This is a genomic window from Enterobacter adelaidei (assembly GCF_041937165.1).
Lineage (GTDB): Bacteria > Pseudomonadota > Gammaproteobacteria > Enterobacterales > Enterobacteriaceae > Enterobacter > Enterobacter adelaidei.
In genome coordinates this window covers 4,141,757-4,162,603 of sequence record NZ_CP154353.1, presented here as the reverse complement: position 1 = coordinate 4,162,603, position 20,847 = coordinate 4,141,757, and the positions used below count along the sequence as shown (strand labels likewise).

At 54.2% G+C, this 20,847-nt stretch carries 18 protein-coding genes; 9 read left to right on the top strand and 9 right to left on the bottom strand.

The annotated features are described in order from the left end of the window. The first annotated feature begins 72 nt into the window (after positions 1-72). On the top strand, positions 73-1,527 hold the full coding sequence (locus AAHF05_RS20225; RefSeq protein WP_129324199.1) for an NAD-dependent succinate-semialdehyde dehydrogenase: 1,455 nt from the start codon (positions 73-75) through the stop codon (positions 1,525-1,527). Positions 1,528-1,572: 45 nt separating this feature from the next. Further along, on the top strand, positions 1,573-1,845 hold the full coding sequence (locus AAHF05_RS20220; RefSeq protein WP_008502839.1) for a barstar family protein: 273 nt from the start codon (positions 1,573-1,575) through the stop codon (positions 1,843-1,845). Positions 1,846-1,911: 66 nt separating this feature from the next. On the opposite strand, the gene yhcN (AAHF05_RS20215) is transcribed toward AAHF05_RS20220, so the two are convergent. From yhcN (AAHF05_RS20215) to argR, 3 genes are all read right to left on the bottom strand, one after another. Continuing rightward, positions 1,912-2,178 carry a peroxide/acid stress response protein YhcN gene (gene yhcN / locus AAHF05_RS20215; protein ID WP_024906332.1) on the bottom strand — a complete coding sequence of 89 codons (267 nt, stop codon included), beginning with the start codon at positions 2,176-2,178 and terminating at the stop codon, positions 1,912-1,914. 110 nt (positions 2,179-2,288) lie between these two features. Continuing rightward, positions 2,289-2,552 (bottom strand): peroxide/acid stress response protein YhcN, encoded by a 264-nt coding sequence (gene yhcN, locus AAHF05_RS20210; RefSeq protein ID WP_032666799.1) that lies wholly within the window; start codon positions 2,550-2,552, stop codon positions 2,289-2,291. Positions 2,553-2,926: 374 nt separating this feature from the next. Beyond that, positions 2,927-3,397 (bottom strand): transcriptional regulator ArgR, encoded by a 471-nt coding sequence (argR, locus tag AAHF05_RS20205; protein ID WP_003860428.1) that lies wholly within the window; start codon positions 3,395-3,397, stop codon positions 2,927-2,929. Between the two features lie 397 nt (positions 3,398-3,794). On the opposite strand from argR, the gene mdh reads away from it, so the two are divergent. Then, positions 3,795-4,733 (top strand): malate dehydrogenase, encoded by a 939-nt coding sequence (mdh, locus tag AAHF05_RS20200; RefSeq protein ID WP_028017006.1) that lies wholly within the window; start codon positions 3,795-3,797, stop codon positions 4,731-4,733. Between the two features lie 89 nt (positions 4,734-4,822). Here mdh and degS read toward each other — a convergent pair whose 3' ends face one another. From degS to zapG, 3 genes are all read right to left on the bottom strand, one after another. Beyond that, positions 4,823-5,890: an outer membrane-stress sensor serine endopeptidase DegS gene (gene degS / locus AAHF05_RS20195; RefSeq protein ID WP_028017007.1), complete on the bottom strand. Its 1,068-nt coding sequence runs from the start codon at positions 5,888-5,890 to the stop codon at positions 4,823-4,825. A 92-nt stretch (positions 5,891-5,982) separates the two neighbouring features. Next, entirely contained in the window at positions 5,983-7,350 is a 1,368-nt protein-coding gene (gene degQ, locus AAHF05_RS20190; RefSeq protein WP_028017008.1) for a serine endoprotease DegQ, read from the bottom strand. 171 nt (positions 7,351-7,521) lie between these two features. Then, the gene (zapG, locus tag AAHF05_RS20185) at positions 7,522-7,920 is read right to left on the bottom strand and encodes a Z-ring associated protein ZapG (protein WP_008502832.1); all 399 of its coding nucleotides are present in this window, start codon (positions 7,918-7,920) and stop codon (positions 7,522-7,524) included. A 189-nt stretch (positions 7,921-8,109) separates the two neighbouring features. On the opposite strand from zapG, the gene zapE reads away from it, so the two are divergent. The 5 genes from zapE (at position 8,110) to sspB (ending at position 11,809) form a co-directional block, all read left to right on the top strand. Continuing rightward, a complete protein-coding gene (gene zapE, locus AAHF05_RS20180; RefSeq protein ID WP_129324198.1) occupies positions 8,110-9,234 on the top strand; it encodes a cell division protein ZapE in 1,125 nt (374 codons plus the stop codon). A 287-nt stretch (positions 9,235-9,521) separates the two neighbouring features. Then, entirely contained in the window at positions 9,522-9,950 is a 429-nt protein-coding gene (gene rplM, locus AAHF05_RS20175) for a 50S ribosomal protein L13 (protein ID WP_003860434.1), read from the top strand. Between the two features lie 15 nt (positions 9,951-9,965). Beyond that, complete coding sequence (rpsI, locus tag AAHF05_RS20170; RefSeq protein WP_003860436.1) at positions 9,966-10,358, top strand: 30S ribosomal protein S9; 393 nt, start codon at positions 9,966-9,968, stop codon at positions 10,356-10,358. Between the two features lie 309 nt (positions 10,359-10,667). Further along, the gene (gene sspA / locus AAHF05_RS20165) at positions 10,668-11,306 is read left to right on the top strand and encodes a stringent starvation protein SspA (RefSeq protein WP_028017010.1); all 639 of its coding nucleotides are present in this window, start codon (positions 10,668-10,670) and stop codon (positions 11,304-11,306) included. Between the two features lie 5 nt (positions 11,307-11,311). Further along, positions 11,312-11,809 (top strand): ClpXP protease specificity-enhancing factor, encoded by a 498-nt coding sequence (gene sspB, locus AAHF05_RS20160; protein ID WP_024906337.1) that lies wholly within the window; start codon positions 11,312-11,314, stop codon positions 11,807-11,809. A gap of 29 nt (positions 11,810-11,838) precedes the next feature. Here the strand turns inward: sspB and gltD are convergent, their stop codons facing one another. Together gltD and gltB are read right to left on the bottom strand one after the other, a co-directional pair. Further along, positions 11,839-13,257, bottom strand: a complete 1,419-nt coding sequence (gene gltD, locus AAHF05_RS20155; RefSeq protein WP_023309377.1) for a glutamate synthase subunit GltD — start codon at positions 13,255-13,257, stop codon at positions 11,839-11,841. Positions 13,258-13,266: 9 nt separating this feature from the next. Beyond that, positions 13,267-17,727, bottom strand: a complete 4,461-nt coding sequence (gltB, locus tag AAHF05_RS20150; protein ID WP_129324197.1) for a glutamate synthase large subunit — start codon at positions 17,725-17,727, stop codon at positions 13,267-13,269. Positions 17,728-18,413: 686 nt separating this feature from the next. Between gltB and AAHF05_RS20145 the strand changes: the two genes are divergently transcribed. Then, positions 18,414-19,355, top strand: a complete 942-nt coding sequence (locus tag AAHF05_RS20145) for a TIGR01212 family radical SAM protein (protein WP_129324216.1) — start codon at positions 18,414-18,416, stop codon at positions 19,353-19,355. On the opposite strand, the gene AAHF05_RS20140 is transcribed toward AAHF05_RS20145, so the two are convergent. After that, entirely contained in the window at positions 19,335-20,837 is a 1,503-nt protein-coding gene (locus AAHF05_RS20140; protein ID WP_129324196.1) for a helicase HerA-like C-terminal domain-containing protein, read from the bottom strand. The two genes, AAHF05_RS20145 and AAHF05_RS20140, sit on opposite strands and share 21 nt — an antisense overlap. Positions 20,838-20,847: the final 10 nt, after the last annotated feature.

Sequence of the window (20,847 nt, the reverse complement as noted above, 5' to 3'; positions counted from 1 at the left end):
ACGCCAAAGCGTCGGTTTTTTTGTGGCTATACTTAATTCCAGCACGTTCTTACATTCAGAAAGGGAGGACACATGACGACTGAGACGCTTCAGGACCACATCCTTTTTCAGACCGGGTATCTGGTTAATGGTATCTGGAAAACGCTGGACACGACGTTTGATGTACTTAACCCGGCGACCGGCGAGGTCATCGCTAAAGTCGCGAAAGCGGGTAAAGCGGAAACCGAAGCTGCGATTGCCGCAGCCACCAACGCTTTCCCGGCATGGCGAGCCAAAACCGCGAAAGAACGCTCGGCCATCCTTTACCGCTGGTACGAACTGATTATTGAAAATAAAAGCTGGCTCGGGCGGTTAATGACCACCGAGCAGGGCAAGCCTCTGAAAGAAGCGGAAGGAGAGGTGGAGTACGCGGCCAGCTTTATCCAGTGGTTTGCCGAAGAGGCCAAGCGCGCTAACGGGGAAATTATTCCGCCGATCAAACCCGGTTCCCGCATTCTGGCGACCCGCGAACCCATTGGTGTTGTCGCGGCGATTACACCGTGGAACTTCCCGATGGCGATGCTCACCCGAAAATTAGGCCCGGCGCTTGCTGCGGGCTGTACCGGGGTGATCAAACCGGCCAATAACACGCCGCTCAGTGCTTTTGCGCTGCTTACCCTGGCTAAACAGGCCGGTGTGCCCGACGGTGTTCTCAACGCCGTGGCCGGGAATACCCATGAAATCAGCGATGCGATCATGGCCAGCCGCGACGTGCGTAAAATCTCCTTTACCGGTTCTACCTCCGTCGGCAAAACGCTGGTGCGTAACGCCGCAGACACCATGAAAAAAGTCTCAATGGAGCTGGGGGGAAATGCCCCATATATCGTTTTTGAGGATGCGGATATCGACGCAGCGGTTAAGGGTGCTATCGCCAACAAATTCCGCAATGCCGGGCAGGTCTGCGTGAGCGTTAACCGTTTCTATATTCAGGAAACCGTCTACGACAAGTTTGTGAATAAACTTGCCGATGCGGTGAAGGCGCTGAAGGTGGGGAATGGTCTTGAAGAGGGCGTTGTCGTCGGACCGCTGATTGAACCTGCTGCGGTCAACAAGGTGCGTGAGCATGTCGACGATGCCGTTGCCCGCGGGGCAATCGTGCTGGCAGGGGGGAAACCCCATTCGCTTGGCGGGAATTTCTGGATGCCAACCGTACTGGGTGACTGCCATGAAGGCATGAAGCTGGCAGAAGAAGAGACGTTTGGACCGGTTGCGGCGTGCTTCCGTTTCACTTCAGAAGATGAGGTCATCCAGCGTGCCAACAACACGCCTTATGGCCTGGCGGCTTACTTCTACACCCAAAACCTTTCACGCGTTTTCCGTGTTTCTCAGGCCATCGAGAGCGGGATGATTGGCATTAACGAGTGCGCCGTCTCTACGGAACTCGGGCCTTTTGGCGGGGTAAAAGAGTCAGGCCTTGGACGCGAGGGCTCCGTGCTGGGGCTGGAAGAGTATCTGGAAGTCAAAACCCTGCATATCGGGGGATTATAATAGACAGGGCGGCAACTGCCGCTCGCCTGGACTGGGTGGCTGGCAATGAAAACCTATACGTTTGATTTTGACGAGATCGACAGTCAGGAAGACTTCTATCGTGAATTTATCCGCGTGTTTGATCTTGAACGGGAAAGCGTGACGAATCTGGATACCCTGTGGGACGTGGTGACCGGCAGTCTGTTGCCACTCCCGCTGGAGATTGAGTTCATTCATTTACCCGATAAGCTGCGCAGACGTTTTGGCGCACTGATATTACTGTTCGATGAAGCGGAAGAAGAGCTGGAAGGGCAACTGCGTTTTAACGCGCGCCATTGAATGACATAAAAAAAGCCCCTGACCAGCAGGTCAGGGGCAAGTCGTATGATGAAATACGACGAGGGTTTATTTATACAGTTCTGCCGTAGCATGCCAGTGGTCACCCTGATTCAGTTCGGTAACACGATAGCTGCTGGCGCCTGCTTTTTCAGCTTTTGCGGCCAGTTCGTGACGAATATCCATTGGTGAACCAGTGACAGACGTTACGGATACACTGCCCATAGGCTGCAGATTTTGTGCCTGGTCGGCATTCACTTGCTGTACGGCTGCACTTGCGCCGAAAGAGAGAACTGAGGCCAGACCGAGGGTTGCGATGATCAATTTGGTTTTCATAGTCTTTACTCCTGAATAGGGTTGTTGCTCAACGGCGAGAAGGGTTAAACAGCTATTTTTATGCCTGGTGCCGTTGAGTGGAGATTTATGTCTTCAGTTATTGCTAAAACTTATTTGTACAGCTCAGCAGTAGCGTGCCAGTGGTCACCTGAACGAGCTTCAATGATGCGGTAGGATGATGCACCCTGTTCTTCCGCTTTCTTGTTCAGCATCTCATGCATGTCCATCGGGGACGTACCGATTGCACCGACAGAAACCGTACCGATTGCCTGGCGGGATTGCGCCTGGTCAGCATTGATTGAATCAGCAGCGAAAGCACCGAATGACAGGACAGACAGGACGCTCAGCGCCGCTACAGTAGTTTTAATGTTCATGATTTTTACCTCGTCGAATTTTTTAGTGGGGTCTTGTTTCGTGACCCTCATCACAAAATCAAGTATACACTAATAACGGTAAAAATTAATACCAGACTAATTGTTCCGGTTGTTATTACGTGTTAACCAATGCGTTTTTTATAACTAAACTGCATAATGTTGGGTGTTTTTTGTCCTTTTTATGCATTGATCTCTAATTAAATCATATGGATATAGGATTTTGATTTTTTGTGCGATTTTTTGATTTAGCATTCACCAGATGAATGTTAATAGGTAGTAAAAAGCACTATTTGTCAAAGTCAGGGCAGTGGAATCGAGAGGGAAACGCAGCGGGAGCAGAACGATCCCCGCAGCGGTGCTACGGGGAGAGGGGATTAGAGTTCCTGTTCGAACAGAACCAGAATTGCCTCGTAGAGGTCTTTGACGGAGAAACCATTTGCCGGAGTGGTAAAGATGGTGTCGTCCCCAGCGATTGTGCCGAGAATACCTTCCGCTTTACCTAAGGAATCCAGCAGGCGAGCAATCAACTGCGCAGCACCAGGGCTGGTGTGGATCACCACCACGGCGTCGTTATAGTCGATATCCAGAACCAAATTCTTCAGCGGGCTGGAGGTCGTCGGCACGCCAAGTTCAGCTGGCAGGCAATAGACCATCTCCATTTTTGCGTTACGGGTACGCACCGCGCCAAATTTGGTTAACATGCGGGAGACTTTCGACTGATTGATGTTATCGAAACCTTGTTCCTGTAACGCCTGAACAATTTCTCCCTGAGAACTGAATTTCTCTTCTTTGAGTAGCGCTTTAAACGCCTTTACTAATTCTTCTTGCTTAGACGAGCTTCGCATAAGTCACCCGGAATATGACGATAGAAACAACATTATTATGCATGTGGATGAATTTTTATGCAAATTATCTACCGGGAGGTAGTCTGAAATAATGTTATGAAAGGGAGTGATTTTATCAGATTTCGTTATCAGAAAACATGCCTGGGTCACGCCGCGCAAATAAGCTTAAAAGTAAATTAAATGTTATCAAAATGATGTTGTTTTGGTGGCGGGGCAGGGTGTATTGTAACCACCTCTTAATTCGTTGCCGTCTGTTGTCAGATAGTCTTCTGGTGAGAGATAAAGTCGCGTGACCTCAAATTCTTTAGCTACGAAAATTGTAATTATTTACTCGCTGAATTATGGTCGCCGCAACGGAGTTACAGATACTTAAGTTAACCATAATAAGGAGTTTAGGATGAAAGTCGCAGTCCTCGGCGCTGCTGGTGGTATCGGCCAGGCGCTTGCCCTACTACTGAAAACCCAACTGCCTTCAGGCTCAGAACTCTCCCTGTACGATATTGCTCCGGTAACCCCTGGTGTGGCGGTTGACCTGAGCCACATCCCGACAGCTGTTAAAATCAAAGGCTTCTCCGGTGAAGACGCGCGTCCTGCACTGCAGGGTGCCGACGTGGTGCTGATTTCTGCAGGTGTGGCACGTAAGCCTGGTATGGATCGTTCAGACCTGTTCAACGTCAACGCAGGCATTGTGAAAAACCTGGTGCAGCAGATTGCTGAAATCTGCCCGAAAGCGTGCATCGGTATCATCACTAACCCGGTGAACACCACTGTTGCTATCGCGGCAGAAGTGCTGAAGAAAGCGGGTGTTTACGACAAAAACAAACTGTTCGGCGTGACCACGCTGGATATTATCCGTTCCAACACCTTTGTTGCTGAGCTGAAAGGCAAACAGCCAACAGAAGTGGAAGTTCCGGTTATTGGTGGCCACTCAGGCGTCACCATTCTGCCTCTGCTGTCGCAGATCCCAGGCGTAAGCTTCACCGAGCAGGAAGTGGCTGACCTGACCAAACGTATCCAGAACGCGGGCACCGAAGTGGTGGAAGCGAAGGCGGGTGGCGGTTCTGCAACTCTGTCTATGGGCCAGGCGGCTGCACGTTTCGGTCTGTCACTGGTTCGCGCTCTGCAGGGTGAGAAAGGCGTTGTTGAATGCGCTTACGTTGAAGGCGACGGCGAACACGCTCGCTTCTTCTCTCAACCGCTGCTGCTGGGTAAAAATGGTATCGAAGAACGTCAGCCTATCGGCAAACTGAGCGCGTTTGAACAACACGCGATGGAAGGCATGCTGGATACCCTGAAGAAAGATATCACCCTGGGCGAAGAGTTCGTTAACAAGTAAAACGAACCGTCTCTCGTAGGCCGGGTAAGCGTTAGCGCCACCCGGCAAAAAAACCGAAGCACTCACTGGCTTCGGTTTTTTTATAGCTGTCAGTTTGTTGCCGGGTATTCCTGAACCGTCACCTGCAGCGTGAGTTTCTTATCATTGCGCATGACTTCAACAGGGATAATAGAGCCCGGTCGGATCTCTGCGACCTGGTCCATGGTCTCCAGTGCCGAGACCGCTGGCGTACCATTAACTGACACAATGACATCGTTAACCTGAATTCCCGCGTTGTCTGCCGGGCCGCCAGGTGATACCTCGTTGACCACGATGCCCTGAATCTGATCAATACCGCCGCCCTGGTTATGCATTGGTGCAATTTCACGGCCACCTATTCCGATATAACCACGGATCACCCGTCCATCACGGATCAGTTTATCCATAATTTTGGTCGCCAGCTGGAACGGAATGGCAAAGCCGATCCCTTCCGGTGTCTCGCCGTCGTTGCTCTTGTCGAACGAGAGGGTATTGATACCCATCAGCTCACCCAGTGAGTTAACCAGCGCACCGCCGGAGTTACCGCGGTTGATCGACGCATCGGTTTGCAGGAAGTTCTGCCGCCCGGAGGGGTTGAGGCCAATACGACCCGTCGCACTGATAATTCCCTGGGTAATCGTCTGGCCCAGGTTATAAGGGTTACCGATAGCCAGGACGACGTCACCAATGTGAGGGGTACGTTTGCGATTAATGGGAATGATCGGCAAACCGCCCGTGGCGTTGATTTTCAGGACGGCCAGGTCGGTCAGGCTGTCAGACCCCACGAGTAATGCCTCAAACACGCGACCATCCTGCAGGGCAACGATAATCTGGTCGGCATCGTTAATCACGTGCTTGTTGGTAATAATATAGCCGCGCTCGTCCATAATCACCCCGGAGCCGAGGGTGCGGATCTCCAGTTGGTTATGGGTTGAGCTATTAAGGCCGCGGTTATAGACATTCACCACGGCAGGTGCGGCACGGCGAACGGCCTGGTTGTAGGTGGCCGGCGTTTCATCCGTACTGTCGAACTGGGGAGCCGTCAGTTTATTAAACTGACGTAAAGACGGCATTGCCGCCAGCAGCAGGCCAGCGACAATCAAACCGATGACAATTGAACGTAAGAGCTTTAAAAGCATGATGCGCGTGTCGTTAAAAAAGGGACGATTTGCAGCATAACATGAGTTATCCGGACATCACACGCAGCGGTGATGTCCGGCATCGCAAATGCTTAGCGCAACAGAATATAGATAGATTCATTGCCACGCATAACCTGCAGGGCAATAACCGCCGGTTTACTTTCCAGCACCTTGCGCAGCTCGGCAATGGATTGCACGCGATTGCGGTTTACGCCAATGATGACATCATCCTGATGTAATCCGGCCTGCGCGGCAGGGCTGCTCTTCTCAACGGTGTCGATGCTAATACCCTTCGTTCCGTCTTTCAACTGCCCATCGCTTAACGTTGCCCCTTGCAGCGCTGGGGCGATAAGCTCCGCACTGGCAGATGACGAGGTACTCTTATCCAGCGTGACTTCAACGTCCAGTGGCTTGCCGTCACGAATCAGGCCCAGCTTCACTTTGGCGCCAGGTTCTGTCGTGGCAATGCGCGAACGTAGCTCTGCGAAGCTGCTCAACGGCTTGTCATTCAGGCTGACGATCACATCGCCCGATTTCACGCCGGCTTTTGCCGAACCGGAGTTTGGCAGGACTTCACTCACAAATGCGCCCCGCTGCACGTTGATGTTGAACGCTTTGGCGATATCCGCGCTCATCTCCATTCCCTTGATCCCCAACAGCCCGCGCTTGATTTCACCGAACTGGATCAGCTGCTGGGCAAGCGTTTTGGCCATGTTACTGGGGATGGCAAAACCAATTCCAATGCTGCCGCCGCCAGGGGCCAGAATAGCCGTGTTAATCCCAATCAGCTCGCCATTCAGGTTGAGCAATGCCCCGCCGGAGTTCCCACGGTTGATGGAGGCATCCGTCTGAATAAAGTTTTCCAGCCCCTCCAGATTCAGGCCGCTACGTCCCAGCGCCGAGACGATCCCGGAGGTGGCGGTCTGCCCTAAACCAAAGGGGTTGCCCACGGCAACGGCAAAATCACCGACACGCAGTTTGTCGGAGTCCGCAATGGTAATCTGAGTCAGGTTGCTCGGGTTCTGCACCTGCAACAGCGCGATATCGCTCTGGTCATCGCCGCCAATCAGTTTGGCATCAAATTCACGTCCATCATTAAGCTGTACGCTGATTTTATCGGCCTGGCTGATGACATGGTTGTTGGTCAGAATATAGCCTTTGGCCGCATCAATAATGACGCCTGAACCCAGACCTTCAAAAGGCTGAGCCTGCTGGTCGGGAGCTTCATCGCCAAAATATTTTTTCAGTTCTTCCGGTACGCGTTGGCTTTGTACAGCCGTACCCTCAACCTGTACGCTGACGACCGCAGGCAACACTTTTTCCAGCATCGGCGCGAGGCTTGGAATGGCTGCCTGACCGGGCACCTGAGAGGGGATGGCGGCAAGGGCAGGGAAGGACGCCGAGAGAGATAACCCGACACTTAACGCGATAGCGCTCAACAGCTGGTTTTTTTTCTTCATCGATGTTGACTCTCGTAACCTGGAATAAAGGAAAAACGGCCCCAAAAACACGTTGATGTTATTGAATTTTAAACCGCTGAACAATGAGGTGCTTAACTAAATGATAGCTGGGGTCATGAAGAAAGGACGGGCGCAATCGCTGCGCCCGTAAAATAAATTCAGGTTGTGCGATTAATCGCGTTTTACACCGCCACGCAGCAGGCCTGACGCGCCATCTGAATAGTCACGAGGCATCTGAACGGGTGCCTGATCGTTACCGGCTTCAGAGTCTGCCAGACGGTTGCGGAACGGATTGGTTTCCGCGGTCATTTCCGGCAGCAGGCTGCTGGAGCTTTTTGCCATATGTTGATACAGCTGACGATAGTCGGTCGCCATATTGTCCAGCAGCTCGGCGCTACGGGCAAAGTGGCTGACCAGCTCTTCACGATACTCTTCCAGTTCCGCTTTGTTCTTTTCCAGTTCGTACTGCAGTGACTGCTGCTGACGCAATTTGCGATTACCGAAACGCATGGCCACAGCACCGATGACGATGCCGACGACTAAACCGATTAGCGCATATTCCCAGGTCATGAACTTCTCCCGTTGTCTTGTTGTTCCGTAGGGTGTTGGCTCGGCTCCTGCCTGTGCCTGATAATACCACTATAACCGCTATTTCTGTAGAAGTGGAATCCTGACGTATCATCGCGTAGTGTAGAACGGCCTTTTTTTCATCAGTCACGGCTGCTGGTGAGGTTTAATTGAAGGAATAACAATAAGATTATGCAAAACCTGTCCCCTGCATCGCGTTATCAACTGGCCCTTAACGACGGCACTCATCAAGCGGATGACGTTCAACGTGAGGCGGTAAGCCGTCTGGAGATGATTTATCAGGAACTCACGGCAAAACCTGCTGAAGTCGAACAGAATGGTGGGCTAAAGGCGGCATTTGGGCGGTTGCTCGGTAAAAAAGCACCACAGGCTCATGCTCCTGTACGCGGCTTATATATGTGGGGCGGCGTAGGGCGCGGAAAAACCTGGCTGATGGATCTGTTTTATCTGAGTCTGCCGGGCCAACGTAAGAAGCGTCTGCATTTCCATCGTTTTATGCTGCGGGTTCATGAAGAGCTAACTGCACTGCAGGGCAAAAGCGATCCGCTTGAGATTGTGGCCGACAGGTTTAAGGCGGAAACGGACGTGCTTTGCTTTGACGAATTTTTTGTTTCTGACATCACCGATGCCATGCTGCTGGGCGGCCTGATGAAAGCGCTGTTTGCACGCGGGATTACGCTGGTTGCCACATCGAACATCCCGCCGGACGAGCTGTACCGCAACGGTCTGCAGCGCGCACGTTTCCTGCCTGCCATCGACGCCATCAAGCAGTATTGTGACATTATGAATGTGGATGCCGGGGTGGATTACCGGCTGCGTACGTTGACCCAGGCGCACCTGTGGCTCTCACCGCTGAACGCCGAGACAACCCATCAAATGGATAAACTCTGGCTGGCGCTGGCGGGGGCAAAACGTGAAAACGCTCCGGAGCTTGAGATTAACCATCGCCCGTTGCCCACGCTTGGCGTAGAGAATCAAACGCTGGCCGTCTCCTTCACAACACTTTGTGTGGATGCCCGCAGCCAGCACGACTATATTGCGCTTTCACGCCTGTTCCATACCGTGATGGTGCTGGACGTTCCGGTCATGACGCGGCTGATGGAGAGCGAAGCACGACGCTTCATTGCGCTGGTGGATGAATTTTATGAGCGGCACGTCAAGCTGGTGATTAGCGCTGAGGTACCTTTATATGAGATCTACCAGGGAGAGCGGCTGAAGTTCGAGTTCCAGCGTTGCCTCTCGCGTCTGCAGGAGATGCAGAGCGAGGAATACCTCAAGCTTGAGCATATGCCATAAATGCCAGCCTCTCCCTGTGGGAGAGGAACTGGGGGAGGGCACCAGACCGCGCAATACCTCCCCCCGAAAAACCCATTCCAAATCACATTTAAGGGTCGATCTTTGACCTCAACTTCTCTATAATCTTGCGACCCCACGTTACGAGAAGGTTTTTTTCCCGAAACTTTCTATGTGTCGGCATGTGCTATTCGAAGGGGTAGGTTTGCCGGACTTTGTCGTGTGAACCTCAACTGACTAAACGTTTGGGTGTTCACCAACGTGTAACTTATTATTTGGGTAAGCTTTTAATGAAAACTTTTACAGCTAAACCAGAAACCGTACAGCGCGACTGGTATGTTGTTGACGCGACCGGTAAAACTCTGGGCCGTCTGGCTACTGAACTGGCTCGTCGCCTGCGCGGTAAGCATAAAGCGGAATACACTCCGCACGTTGATACCGGTGATTACATCATCGTTCTGAACGCTGATAAAGTTGCTGTAACCGGCAACAAGCGTACTGACAAAATGTACTACCACCACACCGGCCACATCGGTGGTATCAAAGAAGCGACCTTTGAAGAGATGATTGCTCGCCGTCCTGAGCGTGTGATTGAAATCGCGGTTAAAGGCATGCTGCCAAAAGGCCCGCTGGGTCGTGCTATGTTCCGTAAACTGAAAGTTTACGCAGGTAACGAGCACAACCACGCGGCACAGCAACCGCAAGTTCTTGACATCTAATCGGGATTATAGGCAATGGCTGAAAATCAATACTACGGCACTGGTCGCCGCAAAAGTTCCGCAGCTCGCGTTTTCATCAAACCGGGCAGTGGTAAAATCGTAATCAACCAGCGTTCTCTGGAACAATACTTCGGTCGCGAAACTGCCCGCATGGTAGTTCGCCAGCCGCTGGAACTGGTTGACATGGTAGAAAAACTGGATCTGTACATCACCGTTAAAGGTGGTGGTATCTCCGGTCAGGCAGGTGCGATCCGTCACGGTATCACCCGCGCTCTGATGGAGTACGACGAATCCCTGCGTTCTGAACTGCGTAAAGCTGGCTTCGTTACTCGTGACGCTCGTCAGGTTGAACGTAAGAAAGTGGGTCTGCGTAAAGCACGTCGTCGTCCACAGTTCTCCAAACGTTAATCATTTTCTGCTTACGCAGAACGATTGGCGAAAAACCCGCTTCGGCGGGTTTTTTTATGGATAATGTGCAGGTTATCCACAATATAAATTCATATATCTCCTCTTTTTCCACATTTCCAGAATCCCCTCACCACAAAGCCATCAAAATCTGGTAAACTATCATCCAATTTTCTGCCCAAATATCGGTGAATACTCGATTTTTGTTCGATTCTTGAACAATGTGTTTTCTCTGGGATGGGCGATACAACATCTGGCTGGCCCCTGTTGGGCCGGTAGCAGTAAAAATTCTGAATATACCTGGAGGTTTTCATGGCTGTCGCTGCCAACAAACGTTCGGTAATGACGCTGTTTTCTGGTCCTACTGACATTTATAGCCATCAGGTTCGTATCGTGCTGGCCGAGAAGGGTGTCAGTTTTGAGATCGAGCATGTGGAAAAGGATAACCCACCTCAGGATCTGATCGATCTCAACCCGAGCCAAAGCGTACCGACGCTGGTGGATCGCGAGCTGACCCTGTGGGAATCCCGTATCATTATGGAATATCTGGATGAGCGTTTCCCACATCCGCCGTTGATGCCGGTTTACCCTGTCGCGCGTGGTGAAAGCCGCCTGTACATGCAGCGTATCGAGAAAGACTGGTACTCGCTGATGAACGTTATCGTTAGCGGTTCCTCTTCTGAAGCCGACGCAGCGCGTAAGCAACTGCGTGAAGAGCTGCTGGCAATTGCCCCTGTGTTTGGTCAGAAGCCATTCTTCCTGAGCGATGAGTTCAGCCTGGTGGATTGCTACCTGGCACCGCTGCTTTGGCGTCTGCCGACTCTGGGCGTAGAGTTCAGCGGTCCGGGTGCGAAAGAGCTTAAGGGCTACATGACTCGCGTATTTGAACGTGATTCATTCCTGGCATCGTTAACTGAACCTGAACGTGAAATGCGTCTTGGCCGAGGCTAATGACTGTGGAAATGTCACAACTTACCCCACGCCGTCCGTATCTGCTGCGCGCCTTCTATGAATGGCTGCTGGATAACCAGCTCACGCCGCACCTGGTTGTGGATGTGACGTTGCCGGGCGTGCTGGTTCCAATGGAATATGCGCGTGACGGACAGATCGTGCTGAACATCGCGCCGCGCGCGGTGGGCAACCTGGAACTGGCCAACGACGAAGTGCGCTTTAATGCGCGCTTTGGCGGTGTGCCGCGTCAGGTGTCCGTTCCTCTGGCTGCGGTACTGGCGATCTACGCGCGTGAAAACGGCGCAGGCACGATGTTTGAGCCGGAAGCAGCATACGACGAGGATGTTGCCAGCCTGAATGATGACAACGCATCCGATGAGCGCGAAAGCGACACGGTGATGTCGCTTATTGATGGCGATAAACCCGATCATCATGACGACAATGATCCTGATGACGATCCGCCTCCGCGCGGTGGTCGTCCGGCTCTTCGCGTCGTCAAATAAAAAAACAGGCCCAATCGGGCCTGTTTTTTTTACACTTCCAGGTAGTTCAGTATACCGTCTGCCGCCTTACGACCCTCGGCAATCGCGGTGACCACCAGGTCAGAACCGCGAACGATATCGCCACCGGCGAAGATTTTCGGGTTGCTGGTCTGGAAAGCATTGTCGCTGCCTTCAGGTGCAATGACGCGGCCCTGAGAGTCCAGCTCCACGCTGTGCTTCGCCAGCCACTCCATGCTGTGAGGGCGGAAACCGAACGCCATCACGACGGCATCGGCCGGGATCACATGCTCAGAACCGGCTACGATCTCGGCGCGACGACGGCCTTTCGCATCCGGCGCACCCATCTCAGTACGCGCCATCTTCACGCCGCTCACTTTACCGTTGGCATTCACTTCGATACCCAGAGGCTGGATGTTGAACTGGAACTCCACGCCCTCTTCACGCGCGTTTTTCACTTCGCGTTTAGAGCCCGGCATGTTCTCTTCGTCACGACGGTAGGCGCAGATCACGTGTGCCGCATTTTGACGAATGGAGGTACGCACGCAGTCCATCGCCGTATCACCACCGCCCAGTACGACAACGCGTTTGCCTTCCATGCTGACGAACGGCTCATCGGCGGTTTCGCCGTAGCCCATGATCTGCTTGGTGTTAGCAATCAGGAACGGCAGAGCGTCGTAAACGCCCGGCGCGTCTTCGTTCTCCAGACCACCGCGCATGGACTGATAGGTGCCCACGCCCAGGAACACGGCGTCGTAATCTTTAAGCAGGTCGTCGAGCTGCACATCGCGGCCTACTTCCACATTCAGTTTGAACTCGATACCCATGCCGGTAAAGATTTCACGACGACGGGTCATGACCTCTTTTTCCAGCTTGAAGGCCGGGATACCGAAGGTCAGCAGACCGCCGATCTCCGGATGACGGTCAAAGACCACCGCCTTCACGCCGTTGCGGGTCAGCACGTCCGCACAGGCCAGGCCCGCCGGGCCCGCGCCGATGATTGCCACGCGCTTGTCGGTTTGCTTCACGCCGGTCATATCCGGACGCCAGCCCATCTCAAACGCTTTATCGTTGATATAACGCTCAATGTTACCGATGGTAACCGCACCAAACTCGTCGTTCAGCGTACAGGAGCCTTCACACAGACGGTCCTGAGGACACACGCGGCCGCACACTTCCGGCAGGGTGTTGGTCTGGTGAGACAGCTCGGCGGCTTCAAAGATACGCCCCTCGTTGGCCAGCTTCAGCCAGTTCGGGATGTAGTTATGCACCGGACATTTCCATTCGCAGTAAGGGTTACCGCAGGACAGGCAGCGGTCTGCCTGTGCTTTAGCCTGGCCTTCTGAAAACGGCTCATAGATTTCAACAAATTCAATTTTACGGATTTTCAGCGGTTTCTTTGGCGGATCAACACGCTGCAGGTCGATAAACTGGTATACGTTCTGACTCATCTGAATTCCTTACTGCGCCTGCACACGCAGCTCTGCTGAGCTACGACTACGGTGACCCAACAGTGCTTTAACATCGCTGGACTTCGGTTTAACCAGCGCGAATTTCGCAGAGAACGCCGGCCAGTTCGCCAGGATCTCTTCGCCGCGCGAAGAACCGGTATGCTGCACGTGTTCGGTAATCAGACCGCGCAGGTGTTCTTCGTGGATAGCCAGCGTGTCAACGTCCAGCACTTCCACCAGCTCCGGGTTCACGCGTTTGCGGAACTCACCGTCTTCATCCAGGACGTACGCAAAACCACCCGTCATGCCTGCGCCGAAGTTCACGCCGGTTTTACCCAGAACGCAAACAATCCCGCCCGTCATGTATTCACAGCCGTTATCGCCAATGCCTTCCACCACGGTGATTGCACCGGAGTTACGTACCGCAAAACGCTCGCCCGCACGGCCCGCAGCAAACAGACGGCCGCCGGTCGCGCCGTACAGACAGGTGTTTCCGATGATGCTGGCTTCGTGGCTGCGGAAAGCTGAACCGACAGGCGGACGCACCGCCAGCAGACCACCCGCCATGCCTTTACCGACGTAGTCGTTGGCATCGCCGGTCAGATACAGCTCAACGCCGCCTGCGTTCCACACGCCGAAGCTCTGGCCCGCAGTACCGCTGAAGTGCGCGGTAATCGGATCAGCAGCCAGCCCCTGGTCACCGTGCGTCTGCGCGATGTAACCGGAGAGGGAGGCACCCACGGAACGGTCGGTGTTGCGAATATCAAACCAGAACGTTTTGCTCTGCTTGTCGTCAACATACGGTTTCGCCTGCTGCAGCAGTTGCGCGTTCAGCACGCCGTTATCAAACGGCGGGTTGTTCTCGGTGCAGTAGACCGCTTTGCCAGGATGCGGCTGCGCGGTTTCCAGCAGCTTGCTCAACTCCAGCTTCTGCTGCTTGGCGGTGAAGCCTTCCAGCTCTTTCAGCAGGTCGGTACGGCCAATCAGGTCTACCAGACGCTTCACGCCCAGCTGTGCCATCAGCTCGCGGGTTTCGCGGGCGATGAACTCAAAGTAGTTGGTCACTTTGAACGGCAGACCGTGATAGTGGTTCTTACGCAGTTTCTCGTCCTGGGTTGCAACGCCGGTTGCGCAGTTGTTCAGGTGGCAAATACGCAGGTATTTACAGCCGAGTGCAACCATTGGACCGGTGCCAAAGCCGAAACTTTCCGCACCCAGAATCGCCGCCTTGATGATGTCGAGGCCAGTTTTCAGGCCACCATCCACCTGCAGACGGATCTTGTGACGCAGACCGTTCGCAACCAGCGCTTGCTGAGTTTCCACCAGCCCCAGCTCCCACGGACAACCCGCATATTTCACGGAGGAGAGTGGGCTTGCACCGGTACCGCCGTCATAACCGGCGATGGTGATGAGATCCGCATAGGCTTTTGCTACGCCCGTTGCGATGGTACCGACGCCCGGCTCGGAAACCAGCTTCACGGAGATCATCGCTTTCGGGTTGACCTGTTTCAGGTCGAAAATGAGCTGCGCCAAATCCTCGATAGAGTAGATATCGTGGTGCGGTGGCGGGGAGATCAGCGTCACGCCCGGTACGGAATAGCGCAGTTTTGCGATGTACGGGGTGACTTTATCACCCGGTAACTGACCGCCTTCGCCCGGTTTCGCACCCTGAGCGACTTTAATCTGAATCACGTCGGCGTTAACCAGGTATGCTGGCGTCACGCCAAAGCGGCCTGATGCCACCTGCTTGATACGGGACACTTTGTTGGTGCCGTAACGGGCAGGATCTTCACCGCCTTCGCCGGAGTTCGAGTTTCCGCCGATGCTGTTCATGGCTTCCGCCAGCGCTTCGTGGGCCTCCGGGCTCAGCGCGCCGATGGACATCGCCGCGGTATCGAAGCGTTTGAACAGTTCGGATGCAGGCTCAACCTCGTCAATGCTGACCGCTTCATCACCCGGATTCAGGGCAATAAGGTCGCGCAGCGTCGCCGCCGGACGGTTATTTACCAGCTCAGCATACTGCTGATAATCGCTGTACTCGCCGCTCTGAACCGCCTGCTGTAGCGTGCGCACCACGTCCGGGTTATAGGCGTGGTATTCGCCACCGTGAACGTATTTCAGCAGACCGCCCTGATCCAATGGCTTACGTGCCAGCCAGGCGCGTTTTGACAGGTTCACCAGATCCTGCTGGAAGTCAGCAAAACCGGCGCCGCCGATGCGGCTGACCACGCCCTGGAAGCAAAGATTTGCGACGTCATCATGCAGGCCAACCGCTTCAAACAGCTTCGAGCAGCGGTAGGAGGCGATGGTCGAAATGCCCATCTTGGACATGATCTTGTACAGACCTTTGTTGATGCCGTTACGGTAGTTCAGCATCACCGCACGATACTCTTTATCAATTGCGCGGGTATCCACCAGGCGAGCCAGGGTTTCGTAGGCCAGATACGGGTAGATAGCCGTCGCACCAAACCCTAACAGCACGGCAAAGTGGTGCGGGTCGCGTGCGCTCGCGGTTTCAACAATGATGTTGGCGTCGCAGCGCAGGCTCTTCTCTACCAGACGGGTCTGGATAGCACCGACTGCCATTGGTGCAGGCACCGGAAGGCGATTCTTCGCGATATTTCGGTCAGACAGCACCAGCAGAACGGTACCGTTACGCACCATCTGTTCGGCTTTGTCACACAGGGCATTCACCGTCTCTTCAAGGCTCGCTTCGGCCACGTCGAAGGTGATATCGAGCGTGTCAGCGCGGTAGTGCTCCTCTTTCATGGTGGTGAGCTGTTTGAAATCGGAGTACAGCAGGATCGGCGATTTAAAGGTCAGGCGGTGCGCCTGGCCTTCGGCCTCGCAGAAGACGTTCATCTCGCGGCCGATGCTGGTCGCCAGCGACATCACGTGGGCTTCACGCAGCGGGTCGATTGGTGGGTTGGTGACCTGCGCAAACTGCTGACGGAAGTAGTCGTAAATGATGCGTGGCTGGCTGGAGAGCACGGCAAACGGGGTATCGTCCCCCATGGAGCCCACGGCTTCCTGGCCGTTTTCACCCAGCACGCGGATAACGGAATCCAGCTCTTCCGCGCTGTAGTTAAACTGTTTCTGGAAGCTTGCGAGGGTGTCGTCGTCCATCTCGCGGCTGCCTACTTCTTCGTCTGGCAGATCTTCAAACGGCACCAGACGACGCACGTTTTTCTCCATCCACTCTTTATACGGATGGCGGCTTTTCAGATCGTGATCGGTCTCAGCGGAGTGCAGAATACGTCCGCCGCGGGTGTCGATAACCATCAGTTCACCCGGGCCGACGCGGCCTTTCTCAACCACTTCGTCAGGCTGGTAATCCCAGATACCGACTTCGGAGGCACAGGTGATGAGTTTGTCTTTAGTGATGACGTAGCGCGCCGGACGCAGACCGTTACGGTCCAGGTTACAGGCAGCAAAGCGGCCGTCGGACATCACGATGCCCGCCGGGCCGTCCCACGGCTCCATGTGCATGGAGTTAAAGTCGAAGAACGCGCGCAGCTCCGGATCCATATCCGGGTTGTTCTGCCAGGCAGGTGGCACGAGCAGACGCATGGCGCGAACGATGTCCATCCCGCCCGCAAGCAGCAGTTCCAGCATGTTATCCATGGAGCTGGAGTCCGAGCCGGTTTCGTTTACGAACGGTGCGGCATCGTGCAGGTCAGGGATCAGTGGCGTCTGGAACTTATAGGTACGGGCGCGGGCCCACTGGCGGTTACCGGTGATGGTGTTGATCTCGCCGTTGTGCGCCAGATAGCGGAACGGCTGAGCCAGCGGCCAGCGTGGAACAGTGTTGGTGGAGAAGCGCTGGTGGAACAGGCAAATGGCCGATTCCAGACGCAGATCCGCCAGGTCCAGGTAGAAGCGCGGCAGGTCAGCCGGCATACACAGACCTTTATAGATGTTCACCAGGTTCGAGAGGCTACAGACGTAGAACTCTTTATCGTCCTGGAGACGCTTTTCAATGCGGCGACGGGCAATGAACAGACGGCGTTCCATATCGCGTGGACGCCAGCCCGCAGGCGCGTTAACAAAAATCTGTTCAATACGAGGCAGCGAGGAGAGGGCGATTTCACCGAGCACCCCTTCGTTGGTTGGCACATTGCGCCAGCCGACAATCGACAGGGTTTCACGTTGAAGTTCTTCTTCGACGATGCGGCGTGAGGCGGCAGCTTTTTCAGGATCCTGGTTCAGGAACAGCATACCGACAGCGTAGTTTTTGGCTAAACGCCAGCCGCGTTCTTCCGCAACGATACGGAAGAAACGATCGGGTTTTTGCAGCAGCAGACCGCAACCGTCGCCGGTTTTACCATCAGCAAGGATGGCACCACGGTGCTGCATACGGGCCAGTGCGTGAATGGCAGTACGCACTACCTTGTGGCTAGGTTCGCCTTCTATGTGGGCGATCAGGCCGAAACCACAGTTATCCTTCTCAAGGGATTTATCGTACAACATATCAGTGAACCTCCCCAGGCTCGTCGGGCTTCCCACTGAACTTTACCGTGGCGCACAGGCACAGAAAGAGCATGGCGACGGGGTTTGCGTTTCATACGCGGACCTCGCATTCGCCCTCTTTTCATCCTTTCGCGCAGGTAAACAAGTTTGAGGACTTGCTTCAGAGGGAATCTCAATTACTGCATAAATATGATGAGCAGGCCGCTCATCCAGAAAGCTTCCAGCGGATTTCCAACTTATCGGGAATTGGTACACAGGTCAAATGGCAATCTTATTTATACAAAAATGTGCTAAAGAGAGTTTATCTAATTGTAATTAAAGGGTATTTAACTATTTTTACATTGATTGCATGCCCTGGCAGGACGCAGCGGAGTGTGATCTGACTCACTATATGAAAGCGGTATTATCAATGTAGCGTGCTGAATAGCAGTTTTATAGCAGAATAATAATCTGGCATTGACTGCAAACCCGCATAAAGCCACTGTTTTTCAGTGATGGCGCTATAAATGAAAAAAACAATCAGAACATAAGGAAAAGTAATCACGAGGGTTGTGAATGAAATTGCAGTAATCCTGAGTATTTATTCATATAGATAAAGGCCGTCCAGGGCGATTGATCCAGGTCATCGCCGACAGAGGCTAAAAATGGCAGGCTTGTCCCCTTTCTCCGGGACGGTCTATCAGATTATGCAGTTACAGAAATTAGTCAATATGTTTGGTGGGGATCTTTTGCAACGCTATGGGCAAAAGGTTCATAAGCTGACGCTGCATGGCGGCTTTAGCTGCCCGAATCGCGATGGCACCATCGGGCGTGGTGGCTGCACGTTCTGTAACGTTGCGTCGTTTGCTGACGAAGCCCAGCAGCATAAATCTATCGCTGAACAGCTTGCCCATCAGGCGAGCCTGGTGAACCGCGCAAAGCAATATTTGGCCTATTTCCAGGCCTACACCAGCACTTGGGCTGAGGTGCAGGTACTGCGCTCTATGTATCAGCAGGCCGTCAGTCAGGCTAACATCGTTGGGCTGTGCGTGGGCACGCGCCCGGACTGCGTACCGGAGGCGGTGTTGGAGCTGCTCAGCGAGTACAAAGAACAAGGTTACGAGATCTGGCTGGAGCTGGGCTTGCAGACCGCACATGACAAAACGCTGCACCGAATCAATCGCGGCCATGATTTCGCCTGCTACCAGCGCACCACGCGGCTTGCCCGTGAGCGTGGGCTGAAGGTCTGTTCGCACCTGATTGTCGGTTTACCGGGGGAAGGGCGACAGCACGGTCTGGAGACGCTGGAAAAGGTGGTTGAGACCGGCGTGGACGGTATCAAGCTGCACCCGCTGCATATCGTGAAGGGCAGCATTATGGCCAAAGCCTGGGAGGCCGGGCGGTTAAGCGGTATTGAGCTTGAGGACTATACGGTGACGGCGGGGGAGATGATTCGCCACACACCGCCGGAAATTGTCTACCACCGCATTTCAGCCAGCGCCCGCCGCCCAACGCTTCTGGCACCGCTCTGGTGTGAGAACCGCTGGACGGGGATGGTGGAAATCGACCGCTATCTACAGGAGAAGGGTGTACAGGGCTCGGCGCTTGGCCGCCCGTGGGTTCCCCGTCTACCGGCGACGGCCGCCTAGCAGGCTTCCCAGCATGCCGCGCACTATCTGATTAGTGACCTGTCGCGCGGCGCTTTTCGCCATGGTTTGTACAACGCCATCACGCTTGCCGCCCCGCGGCCCGGTGCTGCCGAACAGGATGTCTTTGAGCCCCCCGAGAATACCGTCATCCACGGCGACAGACTGCCCTTTAGCGGCAGGCGCATCCTGCGATTCAGTTGTCGCCTGGACCCCTTTTTGTAGCATCTCGAATGCGGACTCGCGATCCACCTCGTCTTCGTACTTCCCGTAAACCGGAGAGTGGTTAATCAGACCATTACGTTCATCGTCGGTAACCGGCCCCATGCGCGAGCAGGGCGCGATCACCACGGCGCGTTCCACCACGGACGGGCTGCCCTTCGCATCCAGGAACGATATCAGCGCTTCACCGGTGCCTAACGCCTGAATGGCGGCTTCGGTATCAAAGGCCGGGTTGGCACGCATGGTTTGCGCGGCAGCCTTAACGGCTTTCTGATCTTTCGGCGTAAAGGCGCGCAGGGCGTGCTGCACGCGGTTACCAAGTTGCCCGAGCACGTTGTCCGGAATATCTGACGGATTTTGCGAAACAAACCAGACGCCAACACCTTTGGAACGGATCAGGCGGATAACCTGTTCAATCTTGTCCAGCAGTACCTGTGGGGCATCGTTAAACAGCAAGTGTGCTTCGTCAAAGAAGAACACCAGTTTGGGCTTTTCCAGGTCACCGGCTTCGGGTAGCTGTTCGTAGAGCTCAGAGAGCATCCACAGCAGGCTGGCGGCGTAAAGCTTCGGCATCTGATAGAGCTTCTCAGAACTCAGAATGTTGATGATGCCTTTGCCGTTGCTGTCGGTGCGCATCCAGTCTTTGATATCCAGCATCGGCTCGCCGAAGAAGTGTTCGGCCCCCTGTTGCTCCAGGGTCAGCAACCCACGCTGAATGGCGCCCACCGAGGCGCTGCTGATATTGCCGTACTGGTTCTGGAAGGATTTAGCGTTATCGCCGATGTATTGGGTAATGGCGCGCAGATCTTTGAAATCGAGGAGCAGTAGCCCCTGGTCATCGGCAATACGGAAGATAATATTCAATACGCCGGACTGCACGTCGTTGAGGTTAAGCAGACGGGCCAGCAGCAGCGGGCCGAGATCGGAGACGGTCGCGCGCACCGGGTGGCCTTTCTCACCGAAGATATCCCACACCACCACCGGATTGTTATGCGGCGTCCAGTCCGTGATGCCAATATTCTTCAGCCGTTCGAGCAGTTTTTCAGAGGCCGTCCCTTCCTGAGCGACACCGGTTAAATCGCCTTTCACGTCAGCCATAAAGACCGGTACGCCAATCTCCGAAAGCGACTCCGCCAGCTTTTGCAGGGTCACGGTTTTCCCCGTCCCGGTCGCGCCGGTGATCAAACCGTGGCGGTTCGCCATCGCGGGCAGTAAATACAGCTCTTTTTCCAGCGTCCTGGCAATTAACAATGGTGTACTCATAATGCGCTTC